This window comes from Brevibacillus sp. JB24b, assembly GCF_051713385.1.
Classification (GTDB): domain Bacteria; phylum Bacillota; class Bacilli; order Brevibacillales; family Brevibacillaceae; genus Brevibacillus_B; species Brevibacillus_B laterosporus.
The window spans coordinates 2045213-2065606 of record NZ_JBNVQV010000001.1 but is presented as its reverse complement, the minus strand read 5'-3'; the positions used below and the strand labels follow the sequence as shown (position 1 = coordinate 2065606).

The window sequence follows — 20394 nt, the reverse complement described above, 5'->3', positions numbered from 1 at the left end:
CCAAGAGATAAGGAGCAAAAAAGAACTGAGGAAGGGCGTCCCCAGTTCTTCTTTTGTACGTTGTGTCCCATGTAAGAGACTAAACGGCTAAATCTACAGATATCAAGTTCTTACGAATGTATACCTTTATCTAGCCAGTCACTTGCTGCTTCAAGTAATGTTTCCGATACAGTTGGATGTGGAAAAATCAAATTTGCCATTTCTTCAACCGTACCTTCCAACTGCATGTACGCAGAGATTTGTGAAATCATCTCTGTAACATGCGGCCCAACCATCACAGCCCCCAGTATTTCCCCATAGACCTCATCTGCAATCAGTTTTACAAATCCCTCTGTATGGTCGCTTGCTAAAGCCTTGCCGTTTACCGCAAGTTGGTAAACAGACGTTTTTACCTGAAAACCCTTTTCTATTGCTTCACGCTCGCTTAGCCCTACACTTGCTATCTCAGGATAGGTGTACATGCATCGAGGTACGATACGGTAATCCATGTCTCTAGTTTGCCCCGTCGCATTCATTGCCGCTACAATTCCTTCAGCACTTGCTACATGGGCCAGCTGCCAATTTCCAATTACGTCACCTACTGCATATAGACCTGGAACACTCGTTTCCATACGAGTATTTACTTTAATAAATGGACCCTCCGTATCAAGTGACAGATTAACAGAAGCCGACAAATTTGGTCGACGCCCAATCGCTACTAAAATCTGGTCTGCTACAACATCCTGCTTTGCTCCAGCTTCATTATAGATAATAAGCTGTTTTTGCGAGTCATGGGCTTTAACCGCTGTTACCTTTGCTTTCGTTATAATCGTAACCCCAATTTTGTGCAAATGTTTGGTTAATAACTGGGAAGCCATTTCATCCTCTGTAGCCAAAATGCGATCTGCCATTTCAATGATTGTTACTTTTGTTCCCAAACTCTCAAAGATGCTGGCAAACTCTACACCAATGACACCACCGCCAACAATTGCAAGTGACGCAGGAATTTCCTCTATATCAAAAATGGTATCGCTTGTGTGATAAAGTACCTGATCTAAGCCCTCAATTGGAGGTACAGTCGGAGAGGAGCCCGTCGCAATAACAATTGACCTCGCTTTGATACTCTCTGGTTTATCACCCGTAATTACCACGGTTTTATCTGGTTGAATCTCACCCTTACCTTGGTATACATCGATTTTTCCGGTTCGTAATAGATGAGCGATTCCCCCACGAAGCTGATTGATAACCTGATTTTTTCTCTGAATCATTTTTGGCAAGGAGAGCGTCATTTCCCCTACCTCAACCCCGTATTTGGAAGCATCCCTAATGGCATGAATAATTTCAGCATGCTTTAGTAATGCTTTGGATGGAATGCATCCTCGGTTCAAGCAGGTTCCTCCTAGATGCCCCTGCTCCACAAGTGCCACCTTCTTGCCTTCTTTTGACGCGCGAATGGCTGCTACATATCCGCCCGGCCCTCCTCCGATGACAATGATATCGTAGGTATTCATAGCTGTTCCTCCTAGACTAGTAGCTGATATGGTTCTTCAAGAGAACGTTTTATGCTTTGTAGGAATTCCGCTGCTGGTGCTCCATCCACGATTCGATGGTCAAAAGAGAGGCTCAAAGTCATCAACGGACGAAGTTGCAGCTCTCCATTAATACCAACTGCTTTCTCAGTAATACGGCCAACCCCCAAAATGGCGATCTCTGGCTGATTAATGATTGGTGTAAAGGCATCAATGTCATACATTCCAAGGTTGCTAATCGTAAATGACCCACCCTGCATCTGATCAGGCATCAATCTGCTTTCTCTAGCTAATCGTCCTAGCTCTTTACACTCTGCTGTTAATGTCGCCAAGCCTTTCTGATCTGCATGTTTGACAACTGGCACCATCAGACCGTTTGGTACTGAAACAGCAAGACCGGTGTTCACTTCCTGTTTATAGACAATATAGTCACCTTCAATGGAAGCGTTCATGTTTGGATGTTGTCGCAATGCCATCGCAACCGCTTTCATAATGATCTCTGTATAAGACAACCGATATCCCGTCTGACTCTCAATCAACAGGAGTAAGCTTTTACGAAGTTTGATTGCATTACTCATATCTACTTCTGTTACAAGTGTGACATGTGGAGCTGTGGTAACACTTTTGACCATTCGTTCAGAGATAACTTTACGCATGCCCTCCAATTTTACACGTGTTGGCTCGACGGTTGTTTGTGTACCATTTGTTTCACCATGGTTTATAGTTGTTTGTAAACGAGTAGGCGTTGCTTTTAGGACATCATTTTTAGTAATTTTCCCATTTGCTCCCGACCCCTGAATCCTGTCTAGCTGAACCCCTGTGTTCGATGCAATTTTTTTCGCGAGAGGAGTTGCCCTTCGACCTTGATTTTCTTTAACATATGCTTCTACATCTTCTGCATGAATGCGGCCATTTGCCCCACGACCTTCAATCTCGTGTAAGACGACATCGTTTTCTCTGGAAAGGCGTCGAGCTGCCGGTGTAGCACGCACTTTATCCGCTTCCTCTCCAGAGTCGAAATCATCTACTCTAGCTACGGTCTCGTCGCCAGCTTTACTTACACCAGAAGGAGTTTCTTCTCCCTCTATAGCTGGTGGTGTCTCTGGGACTTTTTCTCCCTGTTCTCCAATATAGCCGATGATTTTTTGTACAGGTACAACCGCGTTCACATCATCATAAATTTTTAATAACCTACCCGTTGCATAAGCCTCTACTTCAATGTTAATTTTGTCTGTCATTACCTCTAGTAGCAGATCACCCTCTTCTACCAGATCTCCCTCTTTTTTAAACCATTGCAAAATGGTTCCCGTCTCCATTGTCATACTAAGTTTAGGCATGAAGATTCCCGTTGCCATGTTCCTCTCCCCCTCCTAACGATGTGCCACTGTGTCTTTTACTGCTTGTATAATATCAGGCACTTGCGGGATTGCCGCTTTTTCTAGAATTGGATTATAAGGCATAGGTATCCATTTACCACCCAGACGTCTGATAGGAGCATCTAAATAGTCAAATGCTTCACTCTCTGCGATCATACTTGCAATCTCTCCACCGAATCCGCCAAACTTAACCGCTTCATGCACCACAATCAGCTTCCCTGTTTTCTTCACTGATCGAATAATGGTGTCGGTATCCAAAGGTACTAATGTACGTGGATCGATGACTTCAACAGAGATACCTTCCTTCTCTAATTCTGCGGCGGCTTCTAACGCTTTGTGTACCATAATGGCAGTGGCTACGATTGTTACGTCCGTTCCTTCTCGTTTCACATCAGCCACACCAAGTGGAATACTGTACGATTCTTCTGGTACATCCCCCGATATTTTATATAGAAGCTTGTGTTCATAAAAAATAACTGGGTTATTATCATCAATTGCTGCTTTTAATAAACCCTTTACATCATAAGCAGTTGAGGGCTGGACAACTTTTAACCCTGGAATGTGGGCCATCCATGCTTCTAGACTTTGCGTATGCTGTGCCGCGGCACCCGTTCCCGAACCAGATGGTGTACGTACGACCATTGGCACCTTCCCCTTACCACCAAACATGTAGCGATTTTTCGCAGCCTGATTAACCAGCTGATCCATTGCAATGGTTACAAAGTCAGAGAATTGGAGTTCCATGATTGGTCGCATGCCAGTCATAGCTGCTCCAACAGCTGCTCCTGCAATCGCTGCTTCGGAAATCGGAGTGTTGCGAATTCGCTCTGGCCCAAATTCTTCAATCATCCCACGCGACACCCCAAACGCTCCCCCATATATTCCGATGTCTTCCCCCATCAAAAAAACATCTGGATTGACACGCATCTCCTGACTCATCGCTTCTCGGACTGCTTCCAAATACGTAATCTCTCTCATGTGGTTCCCTTCCTTCTTTGTTTATCCGTTATGCGTAGACATCTTCTTCCAACGTATCTAGTGAAGGCATTGGGCTTTCTTCAGCAAACACCACTGCTTCTTCTATCTCTTTCTTTGCCTGCTGTTCGATTTCTTTCGCTTGTTCTTGTGTAAGTAAGCCTTTCTCTATCAATACTTCTTGTAATTTCTTGATACAATCGCGATTTTTTCTCCAATCCATCTCTTCTTCGCGTGTCCGATATTTTTTCGCATCGCTCTTTGAATGACCTTTGTATCGATATGTTTTGGCTTCAATTAAAGTAGGCCCTTCGCCACGCCGAGCTCGTTCTGTCGCTTCAGCTACAGCATTCATGACTGCGAAAAGATCATTTCCATCTACTACGACTCCAGGAATACCATATGCTTTTGACCGATCCGCGATATGTTCGATATTCACCATCTCCGTTACAGGACCAGACATTCCATATTGATTATTTTCACAGAAGAAGATAACGGGTAATTTCCAAATGGAAGCCATATTAACTGACTCATGAAAGCTACCTTCATTACTCGCTCCATCGCCAAAAAAGCTGATTGTAACATAGCCTAACTTCCTCATTTGTGAGGTAAGCGCCGCTCCAACTGCAATAGGAATACCACCACCGACAATACCATTCGCTCCCAAATTCCCTTTATCTACATCCGCGATATGCATCGATCCGCCTTTTCCTTTGCAATATCCCGTTTCACGTCCAAATAATTCAGCCATCATTTTATTAACATCAGCACCTTTTGCTATGCAGTGACCATGACCACGATGCGTACTTGTGATTTTATCCTCTGGTTGAAGCACAGCGATTGCACCTGCCGCTGTTGCTTCTTGTCCAACACATAGATGGGTAGTTCCGTGAATTAACCCTTTTGCAAAAAATTCATCCACCTTTTCATCAAAAAAGCGGATCACCCACATTTGATGTAGTAATTCAACCAACTTTTGCTCCGTAATCATCTCAGGCAATTGCCAAGCAGTAGTCATGTTGTACCCTCCTTTGCTCTTTAGAAAAAGACAAAAGGCCGAACACCTCCACACAGGGAAGCATTCGGCCCGAGGCCCTTTTACATTTGTTCTGATCAATTACATTTGTTCTACATCTTTATTTTACCTCTTTTTTTATATCCGTCAACCATTACTTCAATGGTTTTCTTATCTTTTTATTCTTCTAACAACTTTGGATTTTCTTCCAAGCGTTTTTTAAATTCCTCTTTGGTTACTTTTTCAATGGAAATGAGAAAAACTTCTTCCGTGCCCTCGCATACAAATTTATCGTGTTCAAACAATTTATATATTTTTGTGCCAGGAGTTACTCTTTTCATTGATTCCATTTCTCTTCCTCCCCACCTCTGGTTGTAATCTTCTGGATATTCGCTGGTTCTTCCAATGCTTCCATTAATTCTTCCACAGCAAATTGGCATGTATCATTAACTGCCAACATGATTACCCAGTCTACCTGAATACCCGGTCCCCACTCCAGAGGATGAGCCAATTGCATAATGGCAACGGCAGGCTTGATAGTCTGAGCAGGCTCTGCATGCGGGATCGCAATACCACCTGCGAGTGATGTTGCCCCAAGCTTTTCGCGTTCCCACACCTTCTGTACGAATTCGGGTTTTACGTAGCCTTTTTCTACTAGCTTGTGAGCAAGAAAAAGAATTGCTTCTTGTTTATTAGAAATGTTGCAATCTGAAAAAATAAGATCCGTCACAAATAAATCCTGCATGTGTAATGGTGTCCGTTGATCAATATCTGCTTGTCCACCCGTCCAATCACCCACCATTAATAAGCGATCTAAAAACGAAAATCCACTTCCCTCAATTAAATTCTGTAAGGAGATAAATGGTAGCCCCTCTACCAATGGATCAATCGTGCCTACAACCGCTAAAATATGATATTCCTCTTTCCACTTTGTATAGGAGGAGCGTACCGTATGAGTATTTGCAAACAAATAATGTAGATCCCCACCACGATCTCCCACATGCTCGCTCACAATTTGTCCCAGTTGACGTGCTGCCCCTTCCCCAGTCAAACAAACCAACATCAATGCTTTGGGCTTGGCTATTTTCCACTCATCTAAAAAAGGGGAAACTGGCATACGCCATTGAACAATTTCCTGTGCCACATGAGACAATGACTTTGGTGCGTACAAGCAGCGACGCATAACCTCCATAGCAAATGGCAAGCTCAGAGGTGCAAATATTAACGTTTCTACCTGAACATGTTCCCGCCAAATCTCTTCACTGCCTACCATCCGTCCAGCATCTGCCAAGACGACAACTCCCATACCATGGTCTGCCCGTTTAATAGCAGAGCTAACTTTAGACAAAAAACGCTCCTCCGAATCATCTACAGAGAGTCTAACTGCTTGAATATGATGTTGCCCAAATAAAGAATGTAGTTGTTCTGCCATACTCTCAGCAATACTACCGTATGAAACCAAAACCATACCGACAGTTGGTGAATTTTTTTCAATAAGGGTGCAATGCTTCACATATCGAGCCAGCATTTCTGTTTCTGCCTTCGTAATGCTAATTCCCCAAGTGCTTTTTATTACCTCTGCCATCTCTTCGGCAACAATCCATTCCATTGACAAGTAGGTAGTAGTTGCCTCGTTTTTTCGATCCCCATGATAAATCTGATTTGGCTCTGTAACCTGATAACGTTCTAACATCCCTTTCACATGCAAAGCAAGAGCCATTAATAGCTTTTCATGATCGAGCACGAGGTGCCTTTCTGCAATCCATAGCATTTGCTCTACCATTTGCATGACCTTTTCTCCGACAAAAATACTTAGACTGCGAGCACGCTCTGCATCTGACTTACGTTTTCCACTGTCATCTCTCAATCGTTCTCGGCATTCATGTTGCAATTGGAGTCGAATTAGTTCAGGCTGAACCCCTTGTTGATTCATTTGTGCAAAACGGATGTGTAGCCAATGATAGATTGAGTCAGGCGCTACAGTCGTCGGAGAGCTTTGTTTCGTTCTTTCATCACTTTGCGGAGTAGAAATGGTTTCAAATAACCAATCTATTAATTCATTGCAAACAAAAGCGCGGATTTCTGCTCGTAACTGCGTAATGTTAGCCGTATACCCATTCATCAGTTTTTTACTTTCTCCGCATTTATCCATACGAATCGGACAACCAGCTTGTTGTGCTTGCTGTTGAATCATATCCTCAAGAAAACGGAGCTGTGACTCTCTCGGCCATGATGCTAAGGCTGGCAAGTGTATCTGAATGGGAAACAAGCGATGCATGAAGTCAGGATTATCCCAGCCTGCTGTATTCGTGCTTGACGCGAAAACGAATATGGATGAGTCCATCTCTCGTACACGCTTGAGCACCCCTTCTATAGACTTCAGGGATAAAAGCTGAATTTCCCGAATATACAGTGCACCACCTACACCTTTATAGCTACAAAGTGTATCGTGAATCCGTTGCTCAAATAACGGCCCTTCCGGTATCTCTCGTATATCTATCTCTATAAAGATAGCTTCTGATGTAAGTTGTTTCTCTTGTTTTGCAAAGGAAAAGGCTGCTTCTGCAATAGCTCGCTTACCTGTGCCCTTTTCTCCCTGAAATAAAATTGGTAGCTTTTGATATGGGTATAAAATGACTGCCTTCACCTGTTGTACAAATGGTAATAAGAAACCATCACTCTCGATCAAATCAGCAAACTGCCGTAGTCTTCGTGGTGCTGACTGTTCCTTGTTTTGAGAAACAAGTGTTTCTGTGGCCAAAGACATCTCTAGCCAATTTTCTTGCTGTTCTTTCCGCAAATTCATCACAGTAAATTTTGATATTTCAAACCCTATTTTGCGTAGCTCTCCTGTTAGTTTGCGATCCGATATCTGTGAATGCTCCTTTAGAATCCGGTTCATTTCTGCTGTCAGCAATGGTAACCGTCTTTTACGGGAATCAGGGATATGAAACTGTTGGCGCAATAACGTACATTTATCTCTCCTAATTCCTAATTTTGCGGCAATCTCTTCGTCAGTCAGCGGATTTTTGGGATCTTCCTCCTGTACAATCCGCAGTAGCTGTGCCTTCATTTGCCACCATTCCTTCCCTTTTTAGCAGAATCCCTGATAACTACTCACAATTTCTTTCAATCCCTGAGTCTCCTACATACCGGCCACTCATTATATACCAGTGGTAGAAATTGTTCTTCATAAGCACAAAAGTGCGATACAAACGTAGACGAACCAGGAGATACATGCTCTCCTGGTTATACCTACTTGTAATCGTTAAAGGAACAAGTGATCTTTCGTTATTTTATTTTTATCACATCTCGCGTTGTTGTAGCATCTTTCTTTTGTCCCGTCGTCTCAAATAAATAGCTGTACCTATGGCAATAGCACCAATCCCAATGATACCGACGTACCCCAGCTTAGCACCAAAAACGAATAATGCTGTCGTAGGAACCGCACCATCCACTAAGGAAGAGATTGCCGCAGCCCCCTCAGGGAATTTGAACCCTGCCATAGTTGCCGCAGTAGTAATAAGCGGAGATACGTAGGTGGCTAATAATAAGCCCAGTCCCAGAGCGATCGTTGACCCGAGAACAGTACGTACCACGTTTCCTTTAAACACAGGAACCATTAAGCAGACAATAAACGGAATGGTTGCTAAATCTCCGAAAGGTAACACCTTGTTACCAGGAAGCAGTACTGCCAATGCCAAAACAATAGGGATCATAATTAACGATGAGGCTATAGCGGCTGGATGTCCTACTGCGAGCGCAGAGTCCATCCCAATATTTACTTCACGATCTGGGAACTTACTGCGAACAAATTCCGAAGCCGCTTCCGATACTGGTAATAATCCTTCCATAAGAACAGCTACCATTCGAGGTAACAGGAGCATAACAGCAGCTGTATTTACCCCAAGGGTCAAGACATCCTTCACACTCCACCCAGCTAAAAGACCGATAATAATACCTAGAATAAGACCTAGCACGGTTGATTCACCCAACACGCCCATCCGTTTTTGAATGGAATCTGGGTCAGCTTTTAAGCTACGCAACCCTGGAATCATATTAAATAATTTTTCGAGCGGCATGGCGATCACATAAAAAGCAGTAGAAGTACCATGCGGGAATGTAACTCCTTGATAACCATAAAATTCAGACACATGCTTAGAAGACATGTCCGCTAGTACAAGTAATACGATTGCATGAACAATCGCTGTCAATAAACCCATCGGTACACTATCGGTCATAACTGTCACCAATGATCCAGTAAATGCGATATGCCATAGGTTCCATACGTCTACATTTAATGTCTTAGTGAGTCCGAATACTAGCATTGCTAGGTTGACCCCAAGACCAATCGGGATAGCAAGAGCTCCTATCGTTGTACCAAACGCAATGGCTGAACTAGCTGGCCAGCCTACATCGATAATCGTTAGCTCCACTCCTAGATTTTTGACCATATCTTGAGCTGCAGGACCAAGTGAACTGCTAAGTAATCCAATAATCAGATTGACCCCAACAAATCCAATCCCGATAGTGAGTCCAGCCCGGAACGCCTGTCCGGGCTTCGTTTTTAAGAGAATCGCAAAAATGAAGATGATAATGGGCAATACGACAGTTGGCCCTAAATTAACAATCTTTTGTAAGTACTCCATTCCCTCATCCCCTAACTCAGTAAAATGGCTATTCGTTCATCCGTTTCTCAATTTCGGCAAACACTTTTTCTTTACCGATTCCTGTTAACAACGGAACAGCGTTAATCACCTTTTCCTGTAAATTAGTTGGTACTGCTGTAGTGGAAATAATCAGGTCGTATTGATCACCCTTATTTAAAACATCGCTTACTTTTGATTGCTCTAAATTAGCCTCTAATCCTTTTTCTTGGAAGAACGTTTTTAATTTCTGCATAACCACTGTAGAAGTTGCTACCCCTGTACCACAAATCACCATAACTTTTTTCTTTGCCATAATGAATTCCTCCTAAAATTAGTGGTTGTAACTGTTAGCTGGCTGGATAACTGAAAAAAATTCTACCGGAGTACTAGCCTGACTAAGTGCCTCCAAGCGTGAAGCATCCTGGATGAACGTCATAATCTCTTCCAACATTTCCAAATGAGCCTCACTTTTTTCAATCGCTAGCATGATAATAAGCTTGACTGAAATCGTTTTGCTTGCATCAGCCATACAGTGAAATTTTGTACCTTGTTTCACTACACCCAATGCAATGGTTTGCTGTTTAACGTGACACGCATCCGTATGTGGAATAGCCACATGTACATCAGCCAACTCTAAACCAGTGGGATAATGCTTTTCACGATCCTTGACAGCGTTTACATAACTTTCATGCACAAAGCCCTTACTCCATAACGATTTTGCCATGATTTCTAGGATAACGTCTTGACGGGTCTCATCTGGAAATATAAACAAATGATCCGTTTGCACCATCTCAAAAAATGACATGTGGATTCTCCCTCCTATCTAAGCTGTCTCTGTCTTTTTTGTGCAAAAAGCCAACATTTCTATACAAAAAGGGCCAGATCGTATGACATTCATACAAATCTAGCCCGCGGCTCTTTTCACAAATTATTCCATTATTTCCTGTTACATTTGTTCTTACTTTTATCATTTGTTCCTTACAGCTTTATCATACTATCCTTGCAAACAAACGTCAACAACATTTTCTTCACTTTTTATACCGAAAAAGAAAAGAAAGCGACCCATGGTCACTTTCTTTTCTACATTTTCTACCATTATTCCTCTGTATCAATAACTCCATGTCTGGTTTGAATAATCGCCTTACCACGTACCTTAATAGCAGATGTATGCTCCGTAAATTGGGCTAACATTACTTCGCCTTTATCTAGTTTTTCTGTATGGTGAAAACGTGTATCTGTACCACGGGTCAATCCGATCACATGTACTCCGTTTTCTTTTGCTTTAATAACAAAAAAGTCTTGGTTGCCATTGCTTCGTTGTTGATGTTGGTCCATCTTTTTGTCCCCCTAAGAGAATTTCTCTCTTTACTATACCCTACCTAATCTTCCGCTTGCAATTTCGTCGTTATCTTGGCGACATAACGCTGTGTCTCTTGAGGAAGATTAGCTGCTAGACGGTCAAAATCTTCATCTGTCTCAATTCCAGCCCTTCTGACTCGACCAGATCCTGCATTATAAGCAGCCAATGCAACCTTTACATTGCCATCATATCGGTCGAGTAATTTGCCCAGATATTGAGTACCGCCTGTCAAATTTTGATCCGGATCATAAGAATTGCGTACCCCTACACTACGAGCAGTATCATCCATTAATTGCATGAGACCTTTTGCTCCAGCATGAGAAGTAGCAACAGGATTAAAATTAGACTCGGCTCGTACCACCTCTCTGACCAAGTCAGAGTTTACGCCAAAACGATTGCTCACCTGCTCAATTTTATCCACGATCTGCTGACGGCTCCATGTCATAGATTCGCCCCTACTAGAGGAAAGGTCGGGAGAGGTTGAAGAATAGTTCATCGAAGAATTCCAATTATCTTGCTGCTTTGTCCCATCTAACTCAGCTAGGACCTGCTCTTTAGAGATTACATGTTGATATTTTTGCAGCTCACTATCAAATACATCCGAAAACAAGGGATCTTGTCCATTTGAGTTCGCCTGATTATCCAGCAGCTCTTGAATTTGTGCTACCTGACTAACATCACCTGATGCCCATTGCCCATTAGATGCAAGGTTCCTAACGAACTGATTACTATCTATTTTCACGTTTAGATCATCCATTCTCCTCTGTCTTTTATGTTCTATTATAAGGGAAAGCTTTCCAAAGAGCCAAGAGAAAAAAGACCTGGGTGCGGAGAAAAATCTTTACTTGAATTTTTAAAAAAACGAAAATGATGAAACATTTTGGATCAGTATACGTATAACCGAACAGGTACATTCTTTCCTAATTTATCTAGTAAGGAAGTGGTGCGATACGTGAGTGAGTTTTTGTTAGTCTTATTTTATTTTCCAATAGCAGTGGGGATTTTAACGATTATTGGTACGTTAATCTGGAAACGATTTTATGTCATGCCTGTTGGGACTTTCCTTTTCTTTACGATCTTAACCTATACTTATTTTGGTGATACATTTTTTATGTGGTCCGTTGTGTATGCTGGTCTATCCTTGTTTGTTTCTCTTATGACTTCTTGGGTGTATCATGTGTTTCTACGAAATAAATAACTCGTCTGTACTGAACGTAAGAATGATCAGCCTTCGACCTGTTGCGTATTAAATGAAAAGAATCCATTTTGCAAAAAATTTGCAACAAAATGGATTCTTCCCTATAACACCTTTATAAAAAAGTTTGAGCAATTTCAGAGTAATTTGGCTTCCTACAGAATAGAACCAACATGTGTCTAGCCCAGTTATCCTGTCCGCCTTCTTGCGGCCTTTTTACATTACTAAAAATTTGCAAGCTCTTCCGAATAGATCATAGTTTTCCGCAAAGGACGAATATAGGTAGCCGTATACATAAAGCTTTCTTTTCTAAAAAACACCTCTTCGCATAGTAATGCTGAAGAAGTGTTAGATTCTAAATGGTCGGAATGCAGGGATTCGAACCCTGGACCTCACCCACCCCAAGGGTGCGCGCTACCTGGCTGCGCCACATCCCGATGTTTTAATTTGGATAAACTTCGTAAAGCGTTGATTTAGCGGGGATTTTTCACCTGTTAACAGTCGCGCCTAATTGTTCGATTATTCAAAGTATATCATACAGCCCCGTACCCCCGCAATACCTAATAGCGCACCCTCGTTAATGTTTATATGACTCTCAAACGAACAATATTTCTTTTTCGGGTTAAATTATTCGGTATCTTAACGCGGTCAGATCGTACACATCATCGGTTTGATTACACTATCTGACATGATTATGACTTAAAGAAGTAAAATTACGCTAGCCTTCCGGGGCTGTTGCTTCTATTTCTATCAAGTGGAATAACAAGTCTTTAATCTAGTATTTACACCTCTTACTAATAAACTTATGAAGCCCCTAGAACACCGTCTGTAGAGAAAACACTTACTTCTACTGAACAAATAGCGATCGAATATATAACTGTTATGCAGAACTGGCAAGATACGGAATTAAAAAAGAAATTTGTAGCCGAAAAGATCACTCCGGAAGTGCGTCCTATATTTGAAATGGCAACGAAATCTCCGTCAGCAAAATCAGTTATACTTGATAATGCCACGGTTGTTAAATCTGTGGATTACGAAATGGGTGGCAAAAAAGCAACCGCGGTCCTTATTGTTGGTGATAAAGAAAGTGAAAAGTCAGTGGAAGAAATCGTCCTCGTCTCTGATGGTAAAGTTGGATGGGTACATACAAAAGCAGATTCCCCTGAGCAGTTCGATAAGTTCCGAGGGATATTTAACGGTATCATACAACTTGCCTACACCCCTCACCGTCAGAAACTCGCCTCCGTTCTCGGATACCTCGCGCCATACTTGACGGCTAATTCGATGTTATAACGTTTACTTTCCGTTGGCCTATAGTTAATCGCCATGATTTCGTCATGATCGAGGTCAGGCTTTGACAATAACAATAATCCTCTTCGGTATTTAAGGTACCCTTCACGTTGCTCAGGCAATACGAGACGCATGGAGCCGAATAGGTCGTTAATCTTTGTTCGTTTTTGCATAGTAGAACTCGTCCTCCGTCCACAGCCAATCTATCAAGACTAGGTTAGATGGTACGATGATGTCAACGATTTGATCGACGTGAATCGTATAAGAGTCCGCCGAATTTTAAAACAGCTCAATTCCTTTCATCGAGCCTTGCATGTCCAAATGTTTCTCCATGATGTGCGGAAGGTGTGACATTAAACACGTCTGCCGATAGTTCATTCGCGTACGCAATAAAGTCGCGATTGTGATGACGCCATTTATAAAGCGCACTAACTGAATACTTCGCCTGCTCCGAAATCTCGACCTTGTTCGCCATCATCTGGATTGTGGTAAGAAGTTGTTGACCGCGGGTAATTGGGCGGCATCAATTTCTTTGCGTGTTAATTTCGCTTTCTAATTTTCGTAAATCTTTCGCCATGATATCGTTCTCCTTTCGCTAGGATGCATTGTAACATTCAAAACGTTCACGCTTTCTCGGTAAGTAAAGACGACCACAATCGTTATAGAGCTTATTTTCATAGTAAGGGATTAACGCAAAAAAAACCCGGAAGAAATCCGAGGTTCATTTTTCTTATTTCACAATATCATAGGTAAAAAAAATTTTATAAAAGAAAAGAATTATACCAATTGAAATGTAAATAAGAAGAAAAGAACTAATATAATAGAATATTTTTCTTATCCTTGGTAATTTTTTATTGTTATAAAAAATCAATAAAATAAGTGTAAGTACAAGAAAAGTTATATAAAAAAGAATAACCCATTTATTAAACATGATATTTAATAGTATCATTCCGAATCATACGCGTCTCTGAATGCGCGTTTAACCTTTCTTTCCTGTAGGAAAATATCAAGCAAATTTGAACCAGCCCACCCAGTAAAACCTAATGCTGCAAAGTGGCTAAGATTTTTTGATCTGGCCAACTAGATTTAGCACTCGATAAGACAATTTTCTTCAAAAATAATCATCTCCATTTAGGTATTTTTTGTAAAACGAGACTTGATTGTACTAAACTTTTTAAAAAAATACAAATCATACCATAAATAGATTTTTGCTTATTTTCTTTCATATAAAAACAAAATTTACTTCTCCTACTAACACCGATTTACCCATACAATTAATACCGGCCGAATTGTTCGATTGTTAATCGTTTAACCATCGGTGTTTACCGTCTCCTTTCCGTTGTTTATCAAACTCCTCTACACTTGATACGGGATCGACCGGAACAAATAGCTTCTTCGCGCCGTCCATTTGCGTACGTAGTAAACCGTATTCTTCGAGGACATCCAAGTGTTCCCCCGTAGTCTTTGCGGTCTTCCCGTAATGGAAAGCGAGCGTGTCCACGTTAGGCCATGCGTAACCTTCATCGACGTTGTAATAATGCGTCAATATCCCGTAAAGTGCGGTCATCTCGGCCTTATACTTGGCAGTAACGTGTAATAAAATAACATGCTATGCGGTATCTTTACGAATCTTCCTCCGTTCACTTAACGTCACATCCCTATATAATTTTCGACTTATCCTTGTGGCTTATTACGCTTGTACACCGCCAGACATCCGTCTAGCTTTTCGTCGCGTCTGTATTGCCAGAACTTACGGAGTGTTTTCTCGTGAAGGCACGAGAAAATATACTGAATTTTCAGACGTTTAAAGAACTCGTACAGATTCAGGGAATCGCAACAAAAATACTCACGGGAATTATCCTCGTGAGCTTTCGTTAGTGATCCGTTCATTTACCGTCACCTGATTTAATGTATCAAGAACCATCGCGCCAATTTGATAGTGCGTTCTGTATATAAATAAATTTCGAAGCCATTCGCAAATCTGAGGCGTAATAATGTCTGCAAATTCCTTTCGCCAGTCATCCGGCTTTCCTCGTAAGTAATCGACACTATAAACGCTAGCCACTGTGACTCGCGCACTTCTCAAACGAGATCGGCGTATTTTTACTCAGAAAGACGAGCCCGAGACAGACTACGCGAACAAAACACCATCAAAAAGTGATAGATTTGAGGGAAAAATATTCTAATCTTACCTTCCCTATTTCCAATAATTTACTCAAATCCAATTAGCTGTTTAAATAAAGGTGCTACCCAATTGAACTTTTGGTAGGTAATTATAGATTAAATCTTTTATAAATAACAAAGGGTGTTTTTTTGAAAAAGTATTTTTTAATTACTTTAACCTTGTCAATTGTTATATTTAGTTCTTTCTTTTTTCCTAACGCAGACGTCCATTCAAAGAACAGTGAATATGAGTTACATACTACAAAAAAAGATTTTGAAAAAGCTTTAACAAAGAATGGTGTGGCCTTCATAGATACTGAACTAGTTCCACTTGAAACTATAGACAGTTCTTATGATAGTGAAGATGAGGGAGTGAAAAAGTTTCAATCTTTTAAATCAAATGAAAATCCTTCTTTACACGTTGATGAAAAGCCTACTTCTAAGATTGATGCGTACGGGTTAATTCAAGATGGAGATAAAGAAATACCTGTTTATATCATAAGTCCAATTGATACGGTAATGCCGAAAAATATGAATAAACAAGATATCATTGAAAAAGTAATTAAAGCTGCTTTAAATAATTATTATGCTAAAGAGAAGGAAGAGAAGACAGATAATCCTCCTAATAGTCTAGTTCCGTTTGCTATGGGAACCTATGAACCAAAAGCTTCATTACTTAAAGTAAATCATGCTTGGTCTACTAATGATTCTTATTGGTTAACTATATATAGAGTATATGAAGCTCCACGTTCAGGTTCAAATGTTTATACATTTATGCAAGCTGATCATGAGTATCTGGGCCCGACTAAAGGGAATAACAGAATTATACCATGGACATTTAAAACTCAATGGATAGCTAGATATGATGGATCGATGCATAAGCCACAGCCTCAGAGTATGAATGGGGAAAGTGGTATGTCTATAGCTATTAATAAATATATTACTTTATCAGCCGATTTCATTACATCGTTGACTCTGAAACATGAGTTTTCCATGTCAACTAATCACGCTGTATGGACCCAGTTAGGGTCGGTACAACACTTCCACTTTGGAAAGCTCTCGAAAGTAACCTCCATTCTATCTACCTCCTTGCCTACACCTTTCGATAAGAAGATTTCAAAATCCTTCCAAATATACAAAAAGCCGCCGGATGTCCGCCGACTAATTGCGTTTTTTCACGGCTTGTACCAACGCGGCGATCGAGATGACCAGAGCTACCACCACAATTACCAATGTAATCGTTTATAAAACGGAAAAAGACATTACATAATAAAAAAAGTATATAAGCATGATAAACGAGTATGCCGTTACTACAATACTTATAATATAGAGTACTTTTCGTAACCTTTCGAATTTACCCTTTGAAAGAAAAGGAAGGGTTGCTAGATTGAGCAATATATACAAAGGTAAAAGCAGTAAAACCCACTTGTTTTAAAAAATAATTGCTATCATTTCACTCACTATTTTTCTCCATCCATAATAACATCAAATGCATGTGCTGCTTTTCTCTCAGCTTGAACCACATCCACAGCGTTAACGGCTGCTGCCATACCAAAACCAGCGCCTGCAAAAAAAGCGACCATTCTATCAGCACCCCAACCTGATTTAATACCTTTTACACTTGCCATAAATGAAGAAAATGAAACAGATGTGTTCACTAATAACAGAGCCTCAGCTTTCATTAACTCATCAACTTTATCCTCATAATGAAACAAAACGTCTCTATTACTTGAAGTTTGTTTTACATAGGTTCCTTCTTTGCCATTCCCGATATCCCAGTACCTATTTCCATTACATCATTTGGTATAATAGTTATTTTTTCGAATATCAATAACCTATTGGTAACATAAATAACATGCGAAACAATGAAACTTTGCGTCTGCACTCGATAACTTATCAAAAATATGCGAAATGCAAGGCATGAATATCACCGACATACTTGATCTAAAAAAAGACAGCTAACGGAGTAGTCCGTCAGATGTCTTTTTGGCTACATGTTAGATTAATCGATACTTAATAAATAACTAATAATTACAAAACCACCCCCCACCTTTTTGTGGGATGCAAATTAAATCGGAGGGCTGTGAAGCGTGTGCAAGCGTAGGAGTAAATCCAGCTACTCCAATAACCAAACCAAGAGCAAGTGAGAATGCTATAACTTTTTTCATGATTTTAACCTCCTTCCTTACATTTTTATTATATCTATTCAGAATATTATGAAATAAAGTTCTTATATATAACAACGATGGGAATGTGGTCATTTACAAAGATCAAACAGCCCTATGGTCCACTGGTACGGGCCAGTAGTTCTCGCACACTGCCTTTATAGGCGGTGTTTTTTTTAATTGCGATCCATCAATTATTCACAATGAGTGATCCTACCAAAGCGTTGAGCATCCGATCCATCTCCATCGCCTTCGTAGTAAGCGGCAATACTCATCCATTGTGTGACAAATAGGAATCTATGATGCTCATCCTGATTTATTCCATCCACTCTACTGCTTATCGTTTCTATTATTCTATCTTTAGCATAAATATATCGTAGAATTAGAGTTACAAAAAAACTGAAAAAGTCACACGGCAAAAGGAATATCTTAGTTAATTATTTATTAATAAAAATTATATTGGTAATTTTTAGAAATATATGATATTATTTCCACGTAACAGCATTTCATATGAAAGGAAGTGTTCATGTGGTAAAAAAAGTTACTGCTTCATTTTTTCTCTTTGCCATGATGTTGCTGTTAAGCATCCCAGCCTTCGCGGCTTCAGGAGAAGACCACCTAGATCCGGGTGAAAAACTTGTCAAAGGACAGTATCTAAAGTCAACAAATGGTGAGTATCAATTGGTCTTGCAAGATGATGGAAATTTCGTACTTTATGGAAGAGGTAGAGCTTTATGGTCCTCTAACACACATGGTCACGCTGCTAGTAACGTAATTATGCAAGGAGACGGCAATCTAGTAATATACGGATACCCTAATGCAATTTGGCATTCCGGAACCCACAATAATCCCGGCGCTAGATTGGTTGTTCAAAACGATGGTAACGTGGTTATATACTTAGCTCAAAAAGCTATCTGGTGGACAGGTACAAACTAGTTTTCTTTAAAAGCGCACCTCCATTTAGGGGGGTGCTTTTCCATTTATGTCAATCAATCTATTTTGCTATTAAATAATGACTATATCTTAATGAATTTGAGTTATGCAAAAAAGCCCACGATTCCTATAAATAAGGATTTGTGGGCTTTAGCTTTGCATTGATATCATATTAAAAGTGGTTCGTGATAACACACTAAAACCCGCCTTTCAAAGGAAAGCGCGGGTTTTCATTTTCTTGTTATCATAGGAAGTAAAATCGGCTCGCTCTTCGCGACAGGACACTAAGCTTTGATGTATTGTAAAACCTCTGCACGTGCATTAGCATCTTTTTCAAATACTCCACGAACAGCTGTAGTTACAGTAGAAGATCCAGGCTTTTTCACACCGCGCATCGTCATGCACATATGCTCTGCTTCTACCATCACCATAACACCATGTGGCTCTAGTTTCTTCATAATCGCGTTAGCCACAGTGGAAGTAATACGTTCTTGCAATTGTGGACGACGTGCTACAGTTTCCACAGCTCGTGCTAATTTGCTCAAACCTACAACTCGTCCACCTTTTGGTATATAAGCTACATGCGCTTTTCCAAAAAATGGTACCAAGTGATGTTCACACATAGAATAAAAAGGAATATCTTTAACAAGTACAATTTCTTCATGATCTTCGCTGAATATGGTTTCGAAGTAAGTCTCTTCGTCAACATTCATGCCTTCAAAGGCTTCTGCGTACATTTTTGCTACACGTTTTGGTGTATCCAATAAGCCTTCGCGGTCTGGATTTTCACCGACAGCTTCTAGGATCATTCGAACAGCTTGTTTTATTTTTTCGTGATCTACATTCATAATGACAGCCTCCTCAAACCCTTCGCAACAAGAACAAGCCAATTTTATCATACCCTATATAAAAATACAAAACACTAATGTGTAGAAACTTACTTATTACTATATCCTAATTAGATTGCTTTTTCATCCCTTATGATAAGATTTTACAGATTAGAGGAGAGAAAACGCTACAATGACGAGTCCCTGACTCTACTAGTATCTGGGTTACAATGCGAAAAAATGAGATGCTTTATCTATTTGTTGTAATCACCAAAAAAGGCCCCTAAAAGAAGTTAGCTAATAACCCGCTACTTCTCTTGGGGACCTTTTATATGTAAGATCTTGGAGCTTCAATCTATTTGATTGAATCCTTCAGCTGTTTACCAGGTTTGAAGGCAGGAATCTTACTGGAAGCGATCTCGATCTCTTCCCCTGTTTGTGGGTTGCGGCCTTTACGAGCAGCACGTTCGCGCACTTCGAAGTTTCCAAAGCCGATTAGTTGAACTTTGTCTCCCTCTTTTAGCGCATCAGAAATCGCATCAAGTACAGCGTCAACTGCTTTTGTAGCATCTTTCTTAGTTAGTTCAGACGTTTCAGCTACCTTTGCAATGAGTTCTGTTTTATTCATTACGTTCACCTCCCCTCAAAACTTGGAGTTGCATGTATGGTATTACATGTCTTAACAGATTCAGCTAATTTTATACGCAGAATGGCGTAATTATGCCTTCTGACAAGCTTATAGTAATACAGAGATTTTATTTTTACAAGACTTTTCCACTTGAAATGCGAAAAACAGTTCTCTAGCAGGAGAACACTCGTAAAAAAACCACTTTAATGCCTAAAAAAACATTCATTACTCATCTTTTCATAAATGAAAAAATGTGTTTCTTTTTCAATCAAAATTAAAAAAAGGTTTATAGGAATCTCTATCTCGCTCA

The 20394-nt window shown here is 40.5% G+C and carries 20 protein-coding genes, 1 tRNA gene and 1 pseudogene; 4 read left to right on the top strand and 18 right to left on the bottom strand.

From position 1 onward, the window contains the following. Positions 1–110: 110 nt before the first annotated feature. The 11 genes from lpdA to ACQV1I_RS10025 all read right to left on the bottom strand — a co-directional run bounded on the left by lpdA (position 111) and on the right by ACQV1I_RS10025 (position 11640). Positions 111–1490, bottom strand: coding sequence for a dihydrolipoyl dehydrogenase (lpdA, locus tag ACQV1I_RS10075; protein WP_116333797.1), 1380 nt, complete (start codon positions 1488–1490; stop codon positions 111–113). An 11-nt stretch (positions 1491–1501) separates the two neighbouring features. Beyond that, the gene (locus ACQV1I_RS10070) at positions 1502–2863 is read right to left on the bottom strand and encodes a 2-oxo acid dehydrogenase subunit E2 (protein WP_116333796.1); all 1362 of its coding nucleotides are present in this window, start codon (positions 2861–2863) and stop codon (positions 1502–1504) included. 15 nt (positions 2864–2878) lie between these two features. Further along, positions 2879–3862 (bottom strand): alpha-ketoacid dehydrogenase subunit beta, encoded by a 984-nt coding sequence (locus ACQV1I_RS10065; protein WP_116333795.1) that lies wholly within the window; start codon positions 3860–3862, stop codon positions 2879–2881. A 28-nt stretch (positions 3863–3890) separates the two neighbouring features. Then, the gene (locus tag ACQV1I_RS10060; RefSeq protein WP_116333794.1) at positions 3891–4877 is read right to left on the bottom strand and encodes a thiamine pyrophosphate-dependent dehydrogenase E1 component subunit alpha; all 987 of its coding nucleotides are present in this window, start codon (positions 4875–4877) and stop codon (positions 3891–3893) included. Between the two features lie 176 nt (positions 4878–5053). Continuing rightward, positions 5054–5224 (bottom strand): hypothetical protein, encoded by a 171-nt coding sequence (locus ACQV1I_RS10055; RefSeq protein ID WP_176452321.1) that lies wholly within the window; start codon positions 5222–5224, stop codon positions 5054–5056. Next, the gene (locus ACQV1I_RS10050; protein ID WP_116333793.1) at positions 5212–7947 is read right to left on the bottom strand and encodes a PTS sugar transporter subunit IIA; all 2736 of its coding nucleotides are present in this window, start codon (positions 7945–7947) and stop codon (positions 5212–5214) included. Before ACQV1I_RS10050 ends, ACQV1I_RS10055 begins: the two co-directional genes overlap by 13 nt. A gap of 232 nt (positions 7948–8179) precedes the next feature. Then, entirely contained in the window at positions 8180–9523 is a 1344-nt protein-coding gene (locus ACQV1I_RS10045) for a PTS galactitol transporter subunit IIC (RefSeq protein ID WP_018670122.1), read from the bottom strand. 28 nt (positions 9524–9551) lie between these two features. Beyond that, complete coding sequence (locus ACQV1I_RS10040; RefSeq protein WP_018670123.1) at positions 9552–9836, bottom strand: PTS sugar transporter subunit IIB; 285 nt, start codon at positions 9834–9836, stop codon at positions 9552–9554. Between the two features lie 18 nt (positions 9837–9854). Then, positions 9855–10328: a PTS sugar transporter subunit IIA gene (locus ACQV1I_RS10035; RefSeq protein WP_018670124.1), complete on the bottom strand. Its 474-nt coding sequence runs from the start codon at positions 10326–10328 to the stop codon at positions 9855–9857. A gap of 290 nt (positions 10329–10618) precedes the next feature. Next, a complete protein-coding gene (gene mtrB, locus ACQV1I_RS10030; RefSeq protein ID WP_018670126.1) occupies positions 10619–10858 on the bottom strand; it encodes a trp RNA-binding attenuation protein MtrB in 240 nt (79 codons plus the stop codon). Between the two features lie 44 nt (positions 10859–10902). Beyond that, complete coding sequence (locus tag ACQV1I_RS10025) at positions 10903–11640, bottom strand: lytic transglycosylase domain-containing protein (RefSeq protein WP_116333792.1); 738 nt, start codon at positions 11638–11640, stop codon at positions 10903–10905. A gap of 123 nt (positions 11641–11763) precedes the next feature. Here ACQV1I_RS10025 and ACQV1I_RS10020 point away from each other — a divergent pair, with 123 nt between their 5' ends. Further along, complete coding sequence (locus ACQV1I_RS10020) at positions 11764–12081, top strand: DUF2651 family protein (RefSeq protein WP_236645744.1); 318 nt, start codon at positions 11764–11766, stop codon at positions 12079–12081. Positions 12082–12438: 357 nt separating this feature from the next. On the opposite strand, the gene ACQV1I_RS10015 is transcribed toward ACQV1I_RS10020, so the two are convergent. Then, positions 12439–12515, bottom strand: a tRNA-Pro gene (locus ACQV1I_RS10015). Positions 12516–12960: 445 nt separating this feature from the next. Between ACQV1I_RS10015 and ACQV1I_RS10010 the strand changes: the two genes are divergently transcribed. After that, on the top strand, positions 12961–13371 hold the full coding sequence (locus ACQV1I_RS10010) for a hypothetical protein (RefSeq protein WP_116333791.1): 411 nt from the start codon (positions 12961–12963) through the stop codon (positions 13369–13371). 1297 nt (positions 13372–14668) lie between these two features. Here ACQV1I_RS10010 and ACQV1I_RS10005 read toward each other — a convergent pair. Then, positions 14669–14935, bottom strand: a complete 267-nt coding sequence (locus ACQV1I_RS10005; RefSeq protein ID WP_116333790.1) for a helix-turn-helix domain-containing protein — start codon at positions 14933–14935, stop codon at positions 14669–14671. Between the two features lie 288 nt (positions 14936–15223). Further along, entirely contained in the window at positions 15224–15433 is a 210-nt protein-coding gene (locus ACQV1I_RS10000; protein WP_161555072.1) for a hypothetical protein, read from the bottom strand. A 248-nt stretch (positions 15434–15681) separates the two neighbouring features. Here ACQV1I_RS10000 and ACQV1I_RS09995 point away from each other — a divergent pair, with 248 nt between their 5' ends. Then, positions 15682–16779 (top strand): hypothetical protein, encoded by a 1098-nt coding sequence (locus ACQV1I_RS09995; RefSeq protein WP_161555071.1) that lies wholly within the window; start codon positions 15682–15684, stop codon positions 16777–16779. A gap of 212 nt (positions 16780–16991) precedes the next feature. Here the strand turns inward: ACQV1I_RS09995 and ACQV1I_RS09990 are convergent. Both ACQV1I_RS09990 and ACQV1I_RS09985 read right to left on the bottom strand, forming a co-directional pair. Then, positions 16992–17306: pseudogene (locus ACQV1I_RS09990) on the bottom strand (geobacillin-26 family protein); the annotation flags it as partial. Positions 17307–17555: 249 nt separating this feature from the next. Beyond that, positions 17556–17699: a hypothetical protein gene (locus ACQV1I_RS09985; protein ID WP_161555070.1), complete on the bottom strand. Its 144-nt coding sequence runs from the start codon at positions 17697–17699 to the stop codon at positions 17556–17558. Between the two features lie 525 nt (positions 17700–18224). Between ACQV1I_RS09985 and ACQV1I_RS09980 the strand changes: the two genes are divergently transcribed. Next, positions 18225–18632: a mannose-binding lectin gene (locus ACQV1I_RS09980; protein ID WP_018670135.1), complete on the top strand. Its 408-nt coding sequence runs from the start codon at positions 18225–18227 to the stop codon at positions 18630–18632. Between the two features lie 281 nt (positions 18633–18913). Here ACQV1I_RS09980 and folE read toward each other — a convergent pair whose 3' ends face one another. Beyond that, positions 18914–19480 carry a GTP cyclohydrolase I FolE gene (gene folE / locus ACQV1I_RS09975; RefSeq protein ID WP_176452330.1) on the bottom strand — a complete coding sequence of 189 codons (567 nt, stop codon included), beginning with the start codon at positions 19478–19480 and terminating at the stop codon, positions 18914–18916. A 331-nt stretch (positions 19481–19811) separates the two neighbouring features. Continuing rightward, complete coding sequence (locus ACQV1I_RS09970; protein WP_003338529.1) at positions 19812–20084, bottom strand: HU family DNA-binding protein; 273 nt, start codon at positions 20082–20084, stop codon at positions 19812–19814. Between the last annotated feature and the right edge of the window lie 310 nt (positions 20085–20394).

What these genes read in the sequence shown, in the direction of transcription:
- lpdA (WP_116333797.1), bottom strand. Translation starts at nt 1,490, where the DNA reads ATGAATACCTACGATATCATTGTCATCGGAGGAGGGCCGGGCGGATAT.
- ACQV1I_RS10070 (WP_116333796.1), bottom strand. Translation starts at nt 2,863, where the DNA reads ATGGCAACGGGAATCTTCATGCCTAAACTTAGTATGACAATGGAGACG.
- ACQV1I_RS10065 (WP_116333795.1), bottom strand. Translation starts at nt 3,862, where the DNA reads ATGAGAGAGATTACGTATTTGGAAGCAGTCCGAGAAGCGATGAGTCAG.
- ACQV1I_RS10060 (WP_116333794.1), bottom strand. Translation starts at nt 4,877, where the DNA reads ATGACTACTGCTTGGCAATTGCCTGAGATGATTACGGAGCAAAAGTTG.
- ACQV1I_RS10055 (WP_176452321.1), bottom strand. Translation starts at nt 5,224, where the DNA reads ATGGAATCAATGAAAAGAGTAACTCCTGGCACAAAAATATATAAATTG.
- ACQV1I_RS10050 (WP_116333793.1), bottom strand. Translation starts at nt 7,947, where the DNA reads ATGAAGGCACAGCTACTGCGGATTGTACAGGAGGAAGATCCCAAAAAT.
- ACQV1I_RS10045 (WP_018670122.1), bottom strand. Translation starts at nt 9,523, where the DNA reads ATGGAGTACTTACAAAAGATTGTTAATTTAGGGCCAACTGTCGTATTG.
- ACQV1I_RS10040 (WP_018670123.1), bottom strand. Translation starts at nt 9,836, where the DNA reads ATGGCAAAGAAAAAAGTTATGGTGATTTGTGGTACAGGGGTAGCAACT.
- ACQV1I_RS10035 (WP_018670124.1), bottom strand. Translation starts at nt 10,328, where the DNA reads ATGTCATTTTTTGAGATGGTGCAAACGGATCATTTGTTTATATTTCCA.
- mtrB (WP_018670126.1), bottom strand. Translation starts at nt 10,858, where the DNA reads ATGGACCAACATCAACAACGAAGCAATGGCAACCAAGACTTTTTTGTT.
- ACQV1I_RS10025 (WP_116333792.1), bottom strand. Translation starts at nt 11,640, where the DNA reads ATGGATGATCTAAACGTGAAAATAGATAGTAATCAGTTCGTTAGGAAC.
- ACQV1I_RS10010 (WP_116333791.1), top strand. Translation starts at nt 12,961, where the DNA reads ATGCAGAACTGGCAAGATACGGAATTAAAAAAGAAATTTGTAGCCGAA.
- ACQV1I_RS10005 (WP_116333790.1), bottom strand. Translation starts at nt 14,935, where the DNA reads ATGACCGCACTTTACGGGATATTGACGCATTATTACAACGTCGATGAA.
- ACQV1I_RS09985 (WP_161555070.1), bottom strand. Translation starts at nt 17,699, where the DNA reads ATGAAAAAAGTTATAGCATTCTCACTTGCTCTTGGTTTGGTTATTGGA.
- ACQV1I_RS09970 (WP_003338529.1), bottom strand. Translation starts at nt 20,084, where the DNA reads ATGAATAAAACAGAACTCATTGCAAAGGTAGCTGAAACGTCTGAACTA.